Below are 19893 nucleotides of genomic sequence, written 5' to 3'. Positions count from 1 at the left end.
GCCCATGGCCAAACCCAATTTCAACGACCTGCTCGCCTTCGTCACCGTTGCCCGCAGCGGCAGCTTCACCCGCGCGGCGGTGCAGCTGGGCGTGACGCAATCGGCGGTGAGTCAGATAGTCTCGGCGCTGGAAGCGCGTCTGAAAATTCGCCTGCTGACCCGCACTACGCGCAGCGTGTCACTGACCGCGGCCGGCGAACGCTTGCTGCACACCGTGGGTCATCGTTTCGATGAGATCGAAGCCGAGCTGGACGCCCTGACCGAGTTGCGCGACAAGCCCGCTGGCACGGTGCGCATCACCTGCGGCGACAACGTCATCAAGACCACTCTGCTGCCGAAGCTGACACCGCTGCTGCTGCAGTACCCGGACATCAAGCTTGAGTTCGATATCAACTACGGTTTCCGTGACATCGTTGCCGACCGCTTCGATGCAGGCGTGCGTTTCAGCGATACCGTCGCCCAGGACATGATCGCCGTACCGATCGGCCCGCCACTGCGCATGGCAGTGGTCGCTTCGCCCAGCTACTTCGCCCAGCACCCCGCCCCGCAACATCCGCGCGATCTGGCGGCGCACCGCTGCATCGACATCCGCTTTCCGACCTACGACGGCGTCGATGCATGGGAATTCGAGCGTCAGGGCAAAAAGTTGAAAGTGCGAGTCGACGGGCAACTGGTTTTCAACTCCACCGTGCACATCGCCGACGCGGCTGTGAATGGGTTAGGGATTGCCTACCTGCCTGAAGACGAGTTCGGTACGCATCTGGCTGAAGGGCGTTTGGTCAGAGTGCTGGAGGACTGGTGCGAACCGTTCGGTGGCTTCCACCTCTACTACCCCAGCCGTCGCCAACCGTCGCCGGCGTTTTCACTGGTAGTGGATGCGTTACGCGTGGTCAGAGACCCAGCCCCGTTGTAGGAGCGAGCCTGCTCGCGATAACGTCGGCACATCCAACAGACTAAGTGCCTGACCCAGCGCTTTCGCGAGCAGGCTCGCTCCCACAGGGTTTTGCGTCAGATCCCGGAAATCAATCGATTCACAAATCCATTGTGGGAGCGAGCCTGCTCGCGAAGACGCCAGACCAGGCAAATCATCTCTGCATGCCACCCCGCGCGCGCCTCACAACTTCGACACATCCCCGGTAGCCTCGGCAATCGTCGCCAAGGTTTCCTCCATGCTGGCGATGTCTTCATGCAGCTTTTGAAACACCAGATCCAGCGACTCGGGAGCGTCCACGGTCTGATGGCCACGCAGCGACTCGACGCTAGCGCTCTCCACGTGCTGAAGAATGTCCACGCTTTCTCGCAGTGCCAACAGCTGATCAAAGATCGCGGCAATCTGCGCCTGGCTGCGGGTGCTCATCGCTGCCCCGGCTTACAGATCAGTGATCCCCATCCCAGACATGTGATGACCATAAATCAGCCCCTTCTAAAGAAACGATGAACACAGAAAACAACAGCCTGCTCAGCCTTTGGTTTTTCGCGGATCGGCAGCGCGCGGTAAAGTGCGTTCTTGCGTGAATGATCAAGACCGATAATGGATTGACCTTGAGCGGTTCAGAGAGTTTGAAAGAATTGATCCCCACTCAATACGCGAACTCGTGCCCCAACTCGCTCTCCATCCACGCCAGAAAACGCCTGACCCGTGGAAAGCTCGAATGCGCCTTGGGGAATACCAAATGGTGCGCCGCCACCGCAGCACTCAGTGATTCAGGCGCGACTTCAACCAGCGTGCCCGCGGCCAGATACTTCTGCGCCAGCAATGTGCTTTCCAGCGCGAAACCCAAGCCATGACTCGCCGCTTCCAGCGACATGTAGGAACGATCGAAGCTCAATGCATAAGGCCGTTCCGGACGCGCCAAGCCGTGCTGGGCAAACCATTGCGGCCATTTGAGCAGGGTGGCTTCCGACAGAATCAGATCGCACTCCAGCAGATCCGCCGCGCCGCGTATCGGGCGTTGCGCGAGCAGTTTCGGTGAGGTCAGCACCGCGAACGTCTCGTTCCTGACCGTGCGCACCTCATAGCTTGGCCAGTTCGGCAGACCATGGCGGATATCGACGTCGATCTTGTCGCGACTGAAGTGCAGCGATTCATAGGAGCACGACAGGTTGATCTGAATGTCCGGATGACTCGCACGAAACGCTTCCAGGCGCGGCATCAGCCAGAGCAGGCCGAAGCTTGGCGACGAGTGCAAGCGCAGGCAATCGAGGCTGACATCGCTGGCAGCACGTTCGGTGGCAACGGCGAGACTGTGCAAAATCCCGGAAACTTCCTTGAGGTATTGCTCGCCGACCGGCGTCAGCGAGACGCCACGGGCAGCGCGAACGAATAATTGCCGGCCGATCATCCCTTCGAGTTTCGCCAGTTGATGGCTGACTGCCGAGGGCGTCAGGTCCAGCACTTCTGCTGCCCTGGCGACGTTGCCGAAGCGCGCGGTTTGCTCGAAGGCCTGAATTGCTTTCAGCGGTGGCAGGATGATCGATGCCTCAGTGTCAGAGCGCATGGTGACTCCGTGGTGATTTCTTGTGATGTACGGACCGGTTTCATTCAAGCATTTGCGAAACGGCCTGACGAGTGCTGAATTTTTTTCAGCATTGAGTGACTTCCGCGTTATTGCTCACGCTCTCCCCGGAGGACAAGCTGAGTCATCGGTTACTTACACACCGACCCAATAAAAACAATTCGAGGGAATCCTCCATGCTTCTTCAAGGCAAAGTCGCAATCATTACCGGTGCCGCATCTGCCCGTGGCATTGGCCGCGCTACCGCCAGTACATTTGCGCAACACGGCGCTCGCGTGGTCATCCTCGATCTGGATGCATCCGCAGCACGTGACGCCGCCGCAGCACTGGGCGAAGGTCATCTGGGCCTGGCGGCCAACGTGGCCGACGAAGCGCAGGTTCAGCAAGCCGTCGCCGCCATCATCGAGCACTTCGGGCGCATCGATATCCTCGTCAACAACGCCGGTATCACCCAGCCACTGAAGACTCTGGATATTCGTCCTTCGGACTACGACAAAGTGCTGGACGTCAGCCTGCGCGGCACTTTGCTCATGTCCCAGGCGGTGATTCCGCTGATGCGCCAACAGTCTTCCGGCAGCATCGTCTGCATGTCGTCTGTGTCTGCCCAGCGCGGCGGTGGCATCTTCGGTGGCCCGCATTACAGCGCAGCCAAGGCTGGGGTGCTGGGTCTGGGCAAGGCCATGGCGCGGGAATTGGGGCCGGACAACATCCGCGTCAACTCCATCGCCCCGGGCCTGATTCACACCGACATCATCGGCGGCCTGATGCAGGATGAACGCCGCCACGCCATCATCGAAGGCATTCCGCTGGGGCGCCTGGGTCAAGCGCAGGACGTCGCCAACGCCGCGCTGTTTCTGGCCAGCGACCTGTCCGCTTATCTGACCGGCATCACCCTCGATGTGAACGGCGGCATGCTGATTCACTGAGTAACTCTGGGCGGGCCTGCGTGGCCCGTGCGGTTCTGGATCGATGACGCAGCCGGGCCTGATGGCCTGGCGGTCAATAAAAACAAGAGATCAGACCATCATGACTACCCTGTCGCTCGAAGCGGTTTCGACCGTGCGTTCTTCTGCCTATCGCAAAACGGCCTGGCGGCTGATGCCGTTCCTGATGCTGTGCTACCTGTGCGCCTATCTGGACCGGGTCAACGTCGGTTTCGCCAAGCTGCAAATGATGAACGATCTGGCCCTCAGCGAAACAGTCTACGGACTGGGCGCCGGGGTGTTTTTCATCGGCTATTTCCTTTGCGAAGTGCCCAGCAACATCATCCTGCACAAGGTCGGCGCGCGAGTGTGGATTGCGCGGATCATGATCACCTGGGGCATCGTCTCGGCGCTGTTCGCCTTCGTCGAAACCGCCTGGCAGTTCTATGCCCTGCGCTTCCTGCTCGGGATTGCCGAAGCCGGTCTGGCGCCGGGCCTGCTGCTCTACCTCACCTACTGGTTTCCGTCCTATCGGCGGGCGCGCATGACCGTGTTGTGGTTTATCGCCATTCCGCTGTCAGGCATGGTCGGTGGCCCGCTTTCGGGCTGGATCATGAACCACTTTGCCGGTGTGCACGGCTGGGCCGGCTGGCAGTGGATGTTCGTTTTGGAAGCGGTGCCCACCGTGCTCGTCGGCCTGCTGGTGCTGAGTTATCTGAAGGACGGCGTGCATCAGGCAACCTGGCTCAATGACGAGGAAAAAACCTTGATCACTCGCGAGCTGGCCGAAGACGACCAGCAAAAGGTCACCCATGCCTCGGTCGGCGAGTTCATCCGCGACCGGCGCTTGTGGCTGCTGGCGGCGATCTACTTCTGTGTGGTGATGGGCCAATACGCGATCACCTTTTGGCTGCCGACACTGGTGCGTAATGCAGGGGTTTCCGACCCGCTGCACATCGGTTTCCTGACCAGCCTGCCCTATCTGTGCGCCATCGCCGCCATGCTCCTGGTCGGCCGCAGTGGCGACAAACATCGCGAGCGCCGCTGGCACCTGATCGTGCCGATGATCGCCGGCGCGATCGGTTTGAGCCTGGCAGCGCTGATGGGCGGCAATCCGACCTTGTCGATCCTCAGCCTGTGCCTGGCCGCCTCCGGCATTCTCTCCGCCACCTCGTTGTTCTGGATGCTGCCCACCACGCTGCTTGGCGGGGTGTCTGCGGCCGCCGGCATCGCCGCGGTCAACAGCTTCGCCAACCTCGCCGGGTTCTGCTCGCCTTATCTGATCGGCTGGATCACCACCCTGACCGGTTCCAGCGCCATCGGCATGTACCTGATTACCGGCGTGCTGTTCCTCGGCGCGAGCCTGGTTCTGCGTATTCCTGCCGCTTTGGTCAATCGTTGAGTCAACGGAGTTTCATCATGACGACTAATCTTGCACACGCTGCATCGCTGAGCCTGACCCAGCGCGCGCACAACATTCGCCGCCATGCACTGCGCATGGGCCAGGTTCAGGGCCAGGGCTATGTGGGCCAGGCGCTCGGCGCGGCTGACCTGCTGGCGGTGTCTTACTTTCATGCGCTGAACCATCGCCCGACAGATCCCGAATGGGAGCAGCGCGATCGCTTCTATCTCTCCATCGGCCACTACGCCATCGCGCTGTACGCAGCGCTGATCGAAGCCGAGATCATTCCGCTCGACGAGCTGGAAACCTACGGCTCGGATGACAGCCGCCTGCCGATGTCGGGCATGGCCGCCTATACCCCGGGGATGGAGATCACCGGCGGCTCGCTGGGTCAGGGTCTGGGTATCGCAGTCGGCGCCTGCCTGGGCCTCAAGCGCAAAGGCTCGGCCTCGTTCGTCTACAACCTGCTGTCCGATGGCGAACTCAATGAAGGCTCGACCTGGGAAGCGGTGATGTCGGCTTCGCACTGGAAGCTCGACAACCTGATCGCCATCGTCGACGTCAACAACCAGCAGGCCGACGGTTACTCCAGCGAGATTCTTTCGTTCGAACCCATTGTCGATCGCTGGCAAGCCTTCGGCTGGTTCACCCAGCGCGTCGACGGCAATGACCTCGACGCCCTGGTCGCTGCATTCGATGCCGCGCGCAATCACCCCGGCGGGCAACCGCGCGTGATCATCTGCGACACGAAAATGGGCAAGGGCGTGCCGTTTCTTGAGAACCGGGAAAAGACCCACTTCATTCGCGTCGAAGAGCACGAATGGGACCTGGCACTGAGCAACCTTGAAGAAGGAAAAAACCAATGAGCAACGCCGCCAATACTGCGACTTCGACTGCTACTGGCGCTCCGGTGAAAAAGCGCCTGACCACCTCGGCGATGATTGCCTCGATTGCTTCCGAGGGCCAGGCGACCCGTTCGGCACCGTTCGGCCATGCGCTCGCAGCGCTGGCAGACCAGCGCGCGGACATCGTCGGTCTCTCGGCTGACCTGTCCAAGTACACCGACCTGCACATTTTCGCCAAGGCGCATCCGGAGCGCTTCTATCAAATGGGCATGGCCGAACAGTTGCTGATGAGCGCTGCGGCGGGCATGGCGCGTGAGGGTTTCGTGCCGTTCGCCACCACCTACGCGGTGTTCGCATCGCGGCGTGCTTACGACTTCATCTGCATGGCCATCGCCGAGGAAAACCTTAACGTCAAAATCGTCTGCGGCCTCCCCGGTCTCACCACGGGTTACGGGCCGAGCCACCAGGCCACCGATGATCTGGCTATTTTTCGCGCCATGCCCAATCTGATGATTGTCGACCCGTGCGATGCACTGGAAATCGAACAGGCCGTGCCGGCCATCGCCGCTCACCAAGGCCCGGTCTACATGCGTTTGCTGCGCGGCAATGTGCCGTTGGTGCTGGACGAGTACGGCTATCAATTCGAGATCGGCAAGGCCAAGACCCTGCGCACGGGCAACGACGTGCTGATCATCTCCACCGGGCTGATGACCATGCGCTCACTGGAAGCGGCCAAGCAATTGCAGGCCGACGGCATTGATGTGGCCGTGCTGCACGTGCCGACCATCAAGCCGCTGGATGAACAAACCATTCTCGCCGAAGCGCGTAAATCCGGGCGTCTGGTGGTCACAGCCGAGAACAGCTCGATCATCGGCGGTTTGGGTGAGGCGGTTGCCGGGTTGTTGTTGCGCAATGGCGTGACGCCCACCTTCAGACAGATCGCGTTGCCCGACGCCTTCCTCGACGCCGGCGCCCTGCCGACGCTGCATGATCGCTACGGCATTTCGACGCCGGCCGTTTGCGCGCAGATCAAAGCCTGGCTGTAACTCCACCGTGAGCGGCGCCTCCATCCGAGGCGCTCGTTCATTCGAAAACAGGAGGCAGAACGTGAAAGCACGTGAACTGCTGGATCCCGACTTCAAAAGCTTTTTAACCCCCGGCGCACAAGCCTGGACGTTAGAGACGCTGCCCGCGATCAGGGAGCGTGTCCATGCGACATTCAAATCCCGAGAACAAGCGCGCGGTGAAAGCCTATGGACCAAGGCCCACGACGGTGAGGATTTGCGCCTGTGTCTTTACCGGCCCGCAGGCGCAGTACCGGAAGGTAATTTTGCGGTGATCCTGTACATCCACGGTGGAGGTTTCGTCCTTGGTTGCCCCGAAATGGCCGATGACTATCTGGCTGAGCTCGCCGAAGAACTTCAGGCGATCATCGTCGCCGTCGATTACCGTCTCGCGCCAGAGCACCCCTTCCCTATTCCTCTGGAGGATTGCTACACGGCCCTCGGCTGGGTTTTCGCCCACCGGCAAACGCTCAACATCGACGCCGACAACGTGATCGTCATGGGTCACAGTGCCGGTGCAGGTCTGGCAGCAGCGCTGGCCATCGTGGCGCGGGATCGCGGCGAATATTCCATCGCCAGCCAGGTGCTGGTTTATCCGATGCTCGATTACCGTTCGGGCAGCCCGGCCTCGCCTCACCAGAACAGCACGACCGGAGTGATTGGCTGGCCGGCGCAAGCCAACCAGTTCTGTTGGGAGTGCCTGCGCGCTGACCAAGCGCTGGATGATCTGCCAATTGGCTGGTTTTCGCCGGCCCTGCAAGACGATCTGCGTGACTTGCCACCGACGTTTCTGGCCGTCGGCGCGCTGGATCTGTTTCTGGAAGAGGACGTGGCATTTGCCCTGCGCCTGTCCCGCGCCGGGGTTGCCGTCGAACTGCATGTCTACCCTGGGGCGCCACATATGTTTGATCAGTGCCCCGGTAGTGTTAGCGATCAGTCTGCGCTGGATATCGTCCGATCACTTCGGCGATCGATAGCTAGCGCATTAACTGCTGAGGGGTAGAAAGAACCGCTGAAACGGTACAACGGGATTTCTTATACAAAGCCTTCCCCGCCTCTCACGCTTATTGATTAATACCTTCGCAGACAGGCAACTGCGGAGGGTGGCCTGCGCTTTGAGAAATTCAATATCGCTTAGCCATCACCCTCGGCGATTCCGCCCGGACCTTTTCCAGCGCCCCTTTGGATAATGTCGAAACCGACACATTTTGTTGCACCCAAAAACCGCTTGGATCCAACGTCCCGACAAACGGTAACGACCTGAATAGAGCAGATTTTCAAATAGATAAACGTGGGCAAATGGCCCATCCATACGCTCGTCAAAAATCAGGCAGCCCCATCCGACACTCCCTATCTATGGTTTTAAAACCATCCGTGGACGTCCGCCCCACCCATTTACAGGGAGTAGTAATGGACAACATCGTCATTGCCGACAAAGCCAATTCTCAGCTCACTGCCCAGAACTGGGGCAATGTTCAGCTCAGTCAGCCTTCAGTTGTACAAATGCCGGTTCGGCCCGATCAATTGGCGTCGACCAGTCGCAGCGGTCAGGATTTGATCGTCAATCTGAAGTCTGGCGAGCAAATCAAAATCTCCAATTTCTTTGTCACCAGCCCTGACGGCGTGCCCAATGACATTGTCTTTCAGGGTGACGACGCGACGCTGTGGCAGGCGCGCTACAGCGCCGAGCCGTTCAATGGCTTTACCTTTGACGAAATCAATTCGCTGGACGAGCTGATCGCTGGCGTCGGTGTGGTGGATGGCGCGACGCCGGCATGGGCGATTGCCGGGCTTGGCCTGTTGGGCGCGGGTGGTGCGGCAGCCGCTGCCGGCGGAAGTGGCGGCGGCGGCGGTGGTGGTGGCGATGGAGACGCGACGCCTCCTGCGCCTGCGACCGGATTAACCTTGTCGGCCGATGGCCGGGTGCTGAGTGGTTTTGGCGAAGCTGGCAGTGTCGTTCAGGTACGCGATGCAGCCGGCAACCTTTTGGGTTCCGGAACCGTTGGCGCCGATGGCAGTTTCCAGGTCGACCTGGGTACGCCACAGAACAATGGCCAGCCGCTCGACGTCACGCTCACCGACCCCGCGGGCAACGTTTCGACGCCGGGTACGGTCACTGCGCCGGATACCTCCGCGCCCACTGCGCCTGGCAACCTCGCTGTGAGCGCCGATGGCACGCAACTCGGCGGCACCGGTGAAGCCGGCTCGACCGTCCAGGTGCGCGCCGCCGATGGCACGCTACTCGGTAGCGCTGTGGTGGCGGCGGATGGCACTTTCAGCGTCGCCCTCAGCCCCGCGCAAACCGGCGGCCAGCCGCTGACCGTGAATGCCACCGATGCGGCAGGCAATATCTCGACCGGCGCAACGGTCAGCGCGCCGGAGATCGTCGAACCGACGACGCCAGGCAATCTCGATTTGAGCAGCGACGGCAGTCAACTGACCGGCACCGCCCGAGCCGGCACCACGATTGAAGTCCGTGCCGCCAACGGAGAATTGCTCGGGCGTGCGGCGGTGGCTGCTGACGGCACTTTCCTGCTGACGCTGGTTCGTGCGCAGGCCAACGGTGAAACCTTCAGTATCGTGGCGGTCAACAGCGCCGGTGCGCAATCGCCGACCGTGACCTTCAATGCACCAGACATCACCGGCCCCGCTGCTGCAACGGATCTGGCCGTGAGCAGCGATGGCCTTTCGGTGACCGGCCGTGGCGAACCCGGCAGCACGGTCAGCGTCACCAATGCGCAAGGTACGCTGCTCGGCACAGCGCAGGTGGCAGCCGATGGCTCGTTCACCGTGCAACTTAACGCCGCGCAAATCGATGGTGAGGCGCTGAGCGTGCTGGTCACCGACGCCGCCGGCAACCCTTCGCCAGCAGCGACCGTTATCGCCATTGATCTCGATGGCCTGACTCAACCCAGCGACATCGCGGTAAGCGTCGATGGCACGCAGTTGAGCGGACGCGGCCAGCCCGGTTCGACCGTAACGGTGCGCGACGCCAACGGCAATGTGCTCGGCACGGCCGTGGTGGCGGCGGACGGCACGTTCAGCCTGCAACTGAGCAGTCCGCAGAACAACGGCGAAACACTGCAGATCAGTGCCAGCGACGCCGCTGGCAACACTTCCGCACCACTGAACTACGTGACGCCTGACACCCAAGGGCCGACGGCCGTCTCCGATCTTGCGCTCGACGCTCAGGGGCAGACGCTCACCGGTAAGGGTGAGTTGGGTGCGTCGGTCACTGTGCGCGATCCGGCCGGCAACATCATCGGCACGGGCACGGTGGATGCCGATGGCAATTTTACCGTTCCACTTTCCACACCACAGAACGATGCGCAACAACTGCAAGTGATCCAGACCGACGCGGAAGGCAATCCCTCGGCGCCGGTCAACGTCACCGCACCCGATCTGACCACGCCGGTCGCCGTGACCGATGTGAGCATTTCTGCCAATGGCGCCGTAGTCTCCGGCGCGGGTCAGATCGGCGCCACCGTTACTGTCACTGACACCAACGGGACCGTGCTGGGAACAGCTTTGGTCGGCAGCAACGGCCGGTTCGAAGTCACCCTGTCCTCGCCACAAACCAATGGCCAGAACCTCAGCGTGGTGCAGAGCGATGGCTCGCCCACTGGCTCCCCGGCAGTTCCAGTTGAAGCACCGGATATCCAGGCCCCCACTGCCCCTTCCAATCTGTCGCTGAATGCAGGCGGCACTGAACTGAGCGGCACAGGCGAGCCCGGTGCCACGGTGTCGGTCAAGGATTCGGCCGGCAATGTGCTGGGCACCGCAATCGTCGACGGCAGCGGCGCCTTTACAGTGCCGCTGAACAGCCCGCAGATCGATGGCCAACAACTGCAAGTGAGCCAATCGGATGGCGTGAACGTCTCCCCCAACACGCCGCTGACCGCAGCGGACACCACCGCGCCGCTGGCGCCGGACAATGTCGTGCTCGCCAGCAACGGCGTGACCTTGACCGGCACCGGGCAAGCGGGCAGCACCGTAACCGTCAGCGCGCCTGACGGCACGGTGCTCGGCACTACGGTGGTCGCCAGCGACGGCAATTTCAGCGTCAACCTGAGTCCGGCTCAGCTCGACGGTCAGGTGTTGAGTGTGATCCAGACCGATGCGAGCGCCCTGCCCTCGCCCGCCACACCGGTCACTGCACCGGACATCACCGCCCCACCTGCACCGAGCGGTCTGCTCATCGATCCGGCGGGTGCCACGGTCACCGGCACCACGCAGCCCAATAACACGGTGCAGGTGCTGGATGCCGACGGCAACGTCATCGGCACCGCAACCGCTGACGGCACGGGCGCCTTCACGGTCAACCTCGATACGGCGCAGACCAATGGCGAAGCCTTGCAAGTCGTGGTCTCGGACGGCACCAACAGTTCGCTTCCCGGCAATGTCACCGCGCCTGACAGCACGCCACCGGCGCCGGTCAGCGATCTCGCGCTCAACCCCGCCGGCACGCAAGTGTCGGGACTTGCCGAACCGGGCACGACGGTCACCGTCAGCATTGCTGGCGGCGGTCTCGTGCTGGGTACCGCAACGGCGGGTGAGGACGGCCGCTTCGTCGTGACCCTCAGTCCACCGGCCGAGCCTGGCGGCAATCTGGAAGTCATCAGCACTGACGGCGGCGGCAATGATTCGCCCGTTGTGCCGCTGGCAGGACTGGACGGTACCCAGGTCGCGACCCCGACCGATCTGGCTTTGAGTGCCGATGGTTTCACCCTGACCGGCGCCGGTACGCCCGGTTGCACCGTGACGGTGACCAGCAGCAGCGGCACGGTGCTCGGCTCCGGGCTGATCAACAGCTTCGGCCGCTTCACCCTGTTGCTCAGTAGCAAACAGATCAATGCGCAAGTCCTCCAGGTGACGGCCACCAGTCCCGACGGTGACGTGTCGATTCCGGGCACGGTGACGGCGATCGATGGCACGGCGCCGGACGCGGTGACCAATCTGGCGCTGAATGCCAACGGCACGACACTCACAGGACGCGGAGAGGCCGGGGCGACGGTCACTGTCACCGACGCCACAGGTACCGTGCTCGGTACTGCACTGGTCGCCAGCAATGGCACGTTCAGCCTGACGCTGACGCCGGCACAACTTAATGGCCAGGCACTTACCGCGATCCAGAGCGATGCCGCCGGCAACCTGTCGCAACCCGCTGGCATCATTGCCAGCGATCTGCAACCGCCCGCCGCAGCGACTGGCGTCAGCATCAATGACGTCGGCACCGTGGTCAAAGGCCAGGGCGAAGCCGGCAGCACCGTGACCGTGCGCGATGCCGCCGGCAATGTTCTGGCCACCGGCGTGGTCGATCAGAGCGGCAATTTCCAGGTCACCTTGCCCAATGCGCAGAACACCGGCGAAACCCTGCAGGTCACGCTGACCGACGCCAACGGCAACACTTCGACGTCCACTGGCGTGATCACCGTCGACGGCACCCCGCCGGCCGCCGTGCAGAATCCACTGATCAGCGCCGATGGCAGCACCCTTAGCGGCACGGGTGAAGCTGGCGCGACGGTCAATGTCACCACCGCCAACGGCACCTTGCTCGGCAGTGCCGTGGTTGGCGCGGACGGCGCGTTCAGCGTGACCCTGGCGCCAGCGCCGACCAACGGCGAGGCGTTGGCGATCAGCCAGACCGACCCTGCCGGCAATGTCTCGCCGTCGACCAGCGTCAATGCGCCCGACATCAGCCCACCAGCTGCACTGACCCAAGTCGCGGTGAATGCCGACGGTGTTACCGTCACCGGCCACGGCGAACCGGGCGCCACGGTGTCTGTGCGTAGCGCCGACGGCACCTTGCTCGGCACGGCGCAGGTCGGCAGTGGCGGCGCGTTCACTGTCACCCTCAACGCAGCACAACTGAATGCCGAAGTGCTGACCGTCACTCAGGAAGATCCGCCGGGCAACGTTTCGACGGCGGTTGAAGTCATCGCCGCGGATTTGACCGCGCCGGCGATTCCGAGCGCATTGACCCTCAATGCTGCCGGCGTGCAACTGGCCGGTAACGCCGAGGCCGGCAGTACGGTGACCGTACGCGACAGCCAGGGCAATCTTCTCGGCACCACCACGGCGGCCGCAAACGGCACTTTCCAGATTACCCTCAACAGCCCGCAAACCAACGGCCAGTCGCTGAACGTGACGGCCACCGATGCGGCAGGCAATCCGTCAGCCCCGGCAATCGTCAATGCGGTCGATAGCACGGCGCCGTTGGTGGCGAGCGATCTGGCGGTGAGCGCCAATGGTGCCACCCTGACCGGCATCGGCGAGGTCGGCGCCAGCGTGGAAGTTCGCGATGCCGGCGGTGTTTTGCTGGGTACTGCGACCGTTGCCAGCAATGGCAATTTCAGCGTCACGTTGTCCCCGGCTGCGGTGGCTGGATCGAATCTTTCCGTGGTGCAGATCGATGCTGCCGGCAACACCGGACCGGCGGCACCGGTGACTGCGCCGGGCAATCTGGCGGAAAGTGCACCGACCAATCTGGCCCTCAGCGCCGACGGTCTGACCCTGACCGGCTCGGCCACCGCCGGCAGTACCGTGAGCATTCGCAATGCCTCGGGCGTGTTGCTCGGCAGCGCGCTGGTGGCGGCCAATGGCACTTTCAGCGTCACCCTCAACGCCGCGCAACTCAACGGCGAACAGCTGTCTGCCGTGGCAACCTCGAGCACCGGCATTAATTCGTCGCCGACCGACTACACCGCTGCCGACATCGCCGCGCCAACACCGCTGAGTGAACTAAGCCTGGCACCGAATGGCACGGCCCTGACCGGGCGCGGTGAAGCCGGCGCCACCGTGACCGTGCTCGGCATCGGCGGAGTGGTTCTCGGCAGCGCGGTGGTGGCGGCCAATGGCACCTTCAGCGTCACCCTCAGCCCGGCACAGACCTCTGGTCAGACTTTGAGCCTGAGCCAGGCCGACACCGCCGGCAACGAATCGAACAGCGTCAACCTGATCGCCCCGGACCTGCTCGCGCCCAATGCGCCGGCGGCGCTGGTGGCAAGCACTGACGGCACGCTGCTGTCGGGTACCGGTGAGGCCGGCACCACGGTCAACGTGTACAACACCGCCGGAGCGCTGGTCGGGACCGGCACCGTGAGCATCGACGGCACGTTTGCGATCACCCTGACCACGCCGCAAGCCAACGGCCAGGCGCTGACCGTGTCGCTGACGGATGCAGCGGGCAACACCTCGGCAGCCACGCCGTTCACTTCGGTCGACAGCACACCGCCAGCGGCCGTTTCGCAACTGAGCATCGGCGGCGACGGCGCAAGCTTGACCGGGCGCGGCGAACCGAGCGCGCAGGTGCGGGTCATCGACAGTGACGGCAACGTGCTTGGTACCGCCGTGGTCAGCGCGACCGGTACGTTCACGCTGCCACTGAACCCGGCGTTGACCAATGCCGAAGTGATCACCGTCGTGCAGGCCGACGCAGCGGGCAACGACTCGCCGGCAGTGAACCTGACCACGCCGGACTTCACCCCACCTGATCCACTGGACAACGTCGATATCAACTCGTCCGGCGCGCTGGTCATCGGTACTGGCGAACCCGGCGCGACCGTGACCGTGCGCGATGCCAACGGCACTTTGCTCGGCACCAGCGTGGTACTCGGCGACGGCACGTTCAGCGTCACCCTCAATCCGCCGCAGATCAACGAACAGATTCTCAGCGTGCAGCAGGCCGATCCACCCGGCAACGTCAGCGCCCCGGTGACGGTCACCGCCCCGGATCTGACCCCGCCAGCGACGCCGGCCGATCTGCAACTGAATGCCGATGGCGGTCTGCTCACCGGTACCGGCGAAGTCGGCGCCACTGTCCGTGTGACGTCGGCCGATGGCACCGAACTGGGCACCGGCACCGTGGGTAGCGATGGTCGTTTCCAGATCACCGTGACTCCGGTGCAAACCAATGGCCAAGCGCTGTTCGTGGTGTTGGCGGATGCGGCCGGCAATGCCTCGCCTGCCGGCACCCTGACCGCGCCGGACAGCACGCCTCCTGCCGCGCTGACCGATGTCGATATCGACGCCAGCGGCAGCCTGATTACCGGCTCCGGTGCGGCTGGCTCGCAGGTGGTCGTCACCAATGCGCTGGGCACTATCGTCGGCACTGGCACGGTGCAGGCCGACGGCAGTTTCAGCGTGACGCTCGACCAGCCGCTGCTCAATGGTGAAGCCTTGTCGGTGATCCAGCGCGATGCGGCGGGCAACCCTTCGCCGATCGTGCCCGTCACTGCGCCGGACATCACCCTGCCCGCTGCGCCCACCGACCTCGTTCTCACGCCCAATGGCGTGACACTGACCGGCAGCGGTGAAGCCGGCGCCACGGTGCGTGTACTCAGCGCGACTGGCACTGTGTTGGGCTCGGCAACCGTGGCCGGCAATGGCTCGTTCAGCGTGACCCTCAACCCGCCGCAAGTGAACGGCGAGCTGTTGAGCGTCAATCAGACCGATCTGGCATCCAACACATCGCCGACAGCGCCCGTGCAAGCGGGCGATATCACCGATCCACTGGAGGTGGCCGACCTCAATGTCAGCCAGGACGGCTTGACCGTGACCGGCACCGGCGAGCCCGGAGCGACCGTCACCGTGCGCGACGGCACGGTGGTGCTCGGCACGGCGACCGTGGCCGCAGATGGCAATTTCAGCGTCACGTTGTCGGCTGCGCAAATCGATGGCCGCGCACTGTCGGTCGTGCAAGCCGACGCGCAAAACAACCAGTCCGAGCCCGTACTGGTCGACGCGCCGGACAGCACTGCACCGATCGCACCAACGGTGACATCGCTGACCGGCGCCGGCACCTTGCTCGCCGGAACCGCCGAAGCCGGCAGCACCGTGACTGTGCTGTCCGCCACCGGCACCGTGCTCGGCACGGCGGTGGCATTGGGCGACGGCACCTATACCGTTACGCTGAATCCGGCCCAGGCCAATGGTCAGTTGTTGTCAGTGATCGCGACGGATGAGGCGCAAAACGCATCGCCAGTGCTGCTCTACCCGGCGGCTGATACTACCGCTCCAGATGCCGTCACCGGTCTGACCATCAGCGGCGATCTGAGCCAGCTCGCCGGTCGTGGCGAAGCCGGCGCGAGTGTCGAAGTGACCGATGCGCTGGGCAATATCGTCGGCACCGGCACAGTGGCCGCCAACGGTACGTTCCTGATCGATCTGGCGCCGGGCATCACTGCCGGCCAGGTGCTGACGGTGAATCAGATCGACGTCGCAACCAACGTTTCGGCAGACGCTAACCTGACTGTCCCGGCGGTTCCGGCACCGGACGCTCCAGCCAATCTGGCGCTTACGGCCGATGGTCTGACGCTGACCGGCACGGCGGCGCTCGGCACCACCATTAATGTTTATGGGCCTGACAACAGTCTGATCGGCACCGGCGTCACCGGCGCGGATGGCACGTTCAGCGTGGTGCTGACGCCTGCGCAAACCAACGGCCAAAGCCTCGAAGTCACCGCCAACACTGCGTTGGGTGGCGCCTCGCTGCCGACTGAAATCACCGCAGGTGACACCTCGGCGCCGGCGCCACTCAGCGATCTGGCGGTCAACGCCAACGGCACTTTGGTTACCGGTCGCGGCGAAGTCGGCGCGTCGGTGACCATCACCGGCGCTGGCGGCGTGGTGCTGGGCAATGCGACGGTTGGCGCCAATGGCACTTTCAGCGCACAGCTCAATACGCAGCAGGTCAACGGTCAGGTGCTCAATGCGACACAGACCGATGCGGCCAACAACACCTCATCCGGTCTTAACGTAACTGCGCCCGATATCACTCCCCCGGCCGCTCCGACAGCACTGGTCCTCAGCGGTGCCGGTCTGGTGCTCGGCGGGCTCGGTGAAGCCGGCGCCACCGTCACTGTTCGCGGTGCGGGAGGCGCGGTGCTGGGCACGGCGACGGTGGCGGGCAATGGCTCGTTCTCGGTGACCTTGTCATCGGCGCAACTCAACGGCCAGCAACTGAGCGTCACGCAGAGTGATGCGGCGGGCAACGTTTCGCCGGTTACCAACCTCAGCGTCGCCGATACCACAGCGCCGGCGCCGCTGAGCAATGTCAGCCTGAACGGCACCGGCCTGGCGGTCAGCGGCACGGGTGAGGCCGGCGCGACCGTCAGCGTGACCAACGCAGCCGGTACCGTCCTCGGCACCGCTGTGGTCAATGCTGGCGGCACCTTCACCGTGCAACTGTCCAGCGCGCAACTGAATGGCCAACAGCTCAACGTCCAACAGGCCGACCCGACGGGCAATCTGTCGCAGGTCTTCAATCTGACGGCCCCTGACGTACAGGCGCCGATCGCGGCCAGCGGTCTGACGCTCGCTGCCAACGGTCTGACCCTGAGCGGTACGGGCGAAGCCGGTGCGACGGTCAACGTCTACGGCCCCGGCGGCGCGCTGATCGGCACCACCACCGTGGGCAGTGGCGGTACGTTCAGCTTCAACCTGAACACCGCGCAACTCGACGGGCAGCTGTTGACCGTGCGTCTGGTCGACCCGGCCGGCAATCTGTCGCCCAATGCCAGCCTGACGGCGCCGGACATTACCGCCCCTGGCGCGCCGACTGGCGTCAGCGTCAATGGCAGCGGCACCGTGCTCACTGGCGTCGGCGTGCCCGGTTCGACCATCAGCGTGCTCGGCGTCGGTGGTGTGGTCCTGGGCACCGCCACCGTCGCCGCTAACGGCAGTTTCTCGGTGACACTGGCCTCAGCGCAGATCAACAGCCAGGTACTCAGCGTCACCCAGGCCGATCCGAGCGGCAACGTATCGGCTGCGGCGACTGCGACGGCGCCAGACCTGACACCGCCCGCTGCGGCAACGGCGCTGCTGGTCGGTGCCGATGGCCTGACCGTCACCGGTACCGGTGAAGCCGGTGCAACCGTGACCATCAAGTCGGCCAGCGGCGCCGTTCTGGGCACCGCCACGGTCAACAACCTCGGCGTGTTTACCGTCACCCTGAGCAGTGCGCAGATCAACGGTGAAAACCTCACCGTCAACCTCAGCGACGCACGCGGCAACGTTTCGGTGGCCGCCAACGTCATTGCGCCGGACGTCGACGTCAACGCGCCAGTGGTCGCCAGCGATAACCTCGCCGTCGGCACCGTCACCCTGGCTCCGGTCACCGCCTCGCAGACCTTCAACGACTCGTTCACCACGCTGCTGGCCGGATTCTCGAAAACCTTCACCTTCACCGTCGCCGGCGGCACGCGTCTTGATCCGACCCTGACGCTGACCACCAGCAGTCTGATTTCGCTGATCGATGGCGTGGTCTACACCCTGCAAGTGAAAGATGCCAGCGGCAACTGGGTCACTCTGGATGTCAACGGCAGCGGCGGCCTGCTTGACCTGATCGCGCTCGCCGGCCAGGGCGTGCGGGTCGACATCGGTAACCTGCTGTCAGGCGATTATCGACTGACGGTTTCGAGCACCGGTATCGGCGTGCTGACCACGGTCAATACCCAGCTGCAACTGGATGTCAGCAGCCTGACCCAGTTCAACGGCATTGCCGGGCCAGCGGTGACCGGCAACGTCATCACCAACGTCGGCGTCGATGGCACGGCCGATCAGACCGGCCCGGACAACGGCGCGCAATTGCAGATCTTCAAGAACGGCGCCTGGGTCAGCGCCGGGGCCGGCACCACGGTGCAAGGGTTGTACGGCACGCTGACCATCGACGCCAACGGCAACTACAGCTACAAACCGAACGGCAGTGTTGGCAGCGTCGGCAAGGTCGACGTATTCAACTACCAACTGGTGCACCCGAACGGCTTGAGCGATACCGCCAATCTGTACGTGCGCATCGACAGCCCGCAAGCCAGCGAAGTGTGGAACGACGCCAACCTTGGCAGCCCGGCGCTGGTGGTGGATGCCACGCCAGACGTCGCCTCGACTGACGTCACCCTGGTCAACCGCGAAGTCACCACCAACTCTGCCCTCGGCACCTTCAATGTCCTGCTGGGCGGCGGCAATGGTAACTACAACACCGTGGTCGCGGCCGATACCGTCAGTGACCTGACCGTGGTGGTCAATTCGAGCAACCTGTTGGCGCTGCTCGGTTCGATGACGGTGGGCCTGTACAAGCTCAACACCGCCACCAACCAGTACGTGCTGGTCAAGAGTTACGGCGGCAACGCGCTGGTCAATCTCGGCGGCGGCAACTACGGGATCAAGTTCGACGACCAGACCGCCGGCAGTTATCAGGTGCGGGTGGCAGTGGGCGGCCTCGGCCTGCTGACCAGCGTCAACACCAGCCTGATCAACGTCGCGACCTACAACAATCAGTTCGTGGTCGGCAGCTACACACCGGTGTCGGGCAACCTGCTCACTGACACCGCGGGCGGCGGTGCCGATGTGTTGGGCTCGGTCTATACCTTGCTTAGCGTGCTGGTCGCTGGCAGTTACGTAGCGCCGGGGTACAACGGCGTCTCGCTGGTCGGCAACTACGGCATCCTGGTGGTCCAGGCCAACGGCAACTACACCTACACGCTCAAGGCCGGGCTGACCGATGCGGTGATCGGCCAGGAAGACACCTTCACCTACCAACTCACCCACCCCAACGGCACCGTGGATACCGCGACGCTGACCATCGACCTGAACAATCCCGGCGCATTCGCCAGCACCGCGTTCTCGGCACTGGCCAGCGATGACCTCGGTCTGGCCCATGTCGCTGGCAGCGAACTGATCCAGGGCACCGAAGGCAACGACACCCTCGACGGCTCGCACGGTGGCGCCGTGACCCTGCAAGGTGGCGGTGGCGACGACACGCTGATCATCGCCGATCAGCAATTCACCTCGGTGGACGGCGGCAGCGGCACCGACACCCTGCTCTGGGCCGGTGGCGACGTGTCGATCAACCTCGGCGATCTGCAGAGCAAGATCCACAACGTCGAAATCCTTGACCTCAACCATTCCAGTGCCGTTGCGCTGACACTGAATCTCAGCGATCTGCTGGCGATTACCTCTTCGGACAACAACACCCTGCTGATCAAGGGTGACGACAGGGACAGCGTGCACATGACCGATGGCTGGGTCGCCGATGGCACGCAACAGGCCGACGGCATCGACTATGTTCAATACACGGCACAGGAGGATCCGAGCCACCACTTGTGGGTGCAGAACGGCATTCAAGTGGTTTGAAACAAGACATCA

Annotated in this window: 9 protein-coding genes; 7 read left to right on the top strand and 2 right to left on the bottom strand. The window is 63.4% G+C overall.

What is annotated here, in order from left to right; all coding sequences use genetic code 11:
• Positions 1–4: 4 nt before the first annotated feature.
• Positions 5–913, top strand: coding sequence for a LysR family transcriptional regulator (locus tag AC0Z5Z_RS16825; RefSeq protein ID WP_485611367.1), 909 nt, complete (start codon positions 5–7; stop codon positions 911–913).
• 201 nt (positions 914–1114) lie between these two features.
• On the opposite strand, the gene AC0Z5Z_RS16820 is transcribed toward AC0Z5Z_RS16825, so the two are convergent.
• Together AC0Z5Z_RS16820 and AC0Z5Z_RS16815 are read right to left on the bottom strand one after the other, a co-directional pair.
• The gene (locus tag AC0Z5Z_RS16820) at positions 1115–1357 is read right to left on the bottom strand and encodes a hypothetical protein (protein ID WP_110645864.1); all 243 of its coding nucleotides are present in this window, start codon (positions 1355–1357) and stop codon (positions 1115–1117) included.
• Between the two features lie 223 nt (positions 1358–1580).
• Positions 1581–2498 carry a LysR substrate-binding domain-containing protein gene (locus tag AC0Z5Z_RS16815; protein WP_252869308.1) on the bottom strand — a complete coding sequence of 306 codons (918 nt, stop codon included), beginning with the start codon at positions 2496–2498 and terminating at the stop codon, positions 1581–1583.
• 194 nt (positions 2499–2692) lie between these two features.
• Between AC0Z5Z_RS16815 and AC0Z5Z_RS16810 the strand changes: the two genes are divergently transcribed.
• From AC0Z5Z_RS16810 to AC0Z5Z_RS16785, 6 genes are all read left to right on the top strand, one after another.
• Positions 2693–3442: an SDR family NAD(P)-dependent oxidoreductase gene (locus AC0Z5Z_RS16810; RefSeq protein ID WP_485611366.1), complete on the top strand. Its 750-nt coding sequence runs from the start codon at positions 2693–2695 to the stop codon at positions 3440–3442.
• A 100-nt stretch (positions 3443–3542) separates the two neighbouring features.
• Entirely contained in the window at positions 3543–4841 is a 1299-nt protein-coding gene (locus AC0Z5Z_RS16805; protein WP_485611365.1) for an MFS transporter, read from the top strand.
• A gap of 17 nt (positions 4842–4858) precedes the next feature.
• On the top strand, positions 4859–5707 hold the full coding sequence (locus AC0Z5Z_RS16800; protein WP_485611364.1) for a transketolase: 849 nt from the start codon (positions 4859–4861) through the stop codon (positions 5705–5707).
• A complete protein-coding gene (locus AC0Z5Z_RS16795; protein WP_457263410.1) occupies positions 5704–6732 on the top strand; it encodes a transketolase family protein in 1029 nt (342 codons plus the stop codon). The genes AC0Z5Z_RS16800 and AC0Z5Z_RS16795 overlap by 4 nt, the downstream gene beginning before the upstream one ends.
• Before the next feature lie 61 nt (positions 6733–6793).
• The gene (locus AC0Z5Z_RS16790; RefSeq protein WP_485611363.1) at positions 6794–7753 is read left to right on the top strand and encodes an alpha/beta hydrolase; all 960 of its coding nucleotides are present in this window, start codon (positions 6794–6796) and stop codon (positions 7751–7753) included.
• A gap of 407 nt (positions 7754–8160) precedes the next feature.
• On the top strand, positions 8161–19881 hold the full coding sequence (locus tag AC0Z5Z_RS16785) for a BapA/Bap/LapF family large adhesin (protein ID WP_485611362.1): 11721 nt from the start codon (positions 8161–8163) through the stop codon (positions 19879–19881).
• The last annotated feature ends 12 nt before the right edge of the window (positions 19882–19893 follow it).

The sequence above is a fragment of the Pseudomonas sp. 1L-E-NC-VB-C3 genome (genome assembly GCF_057291535.1).
Note: the sequence above shows the minus strand (reverse complement) of the source record. Positions and strands in the feature narration are given on the sequence as shown.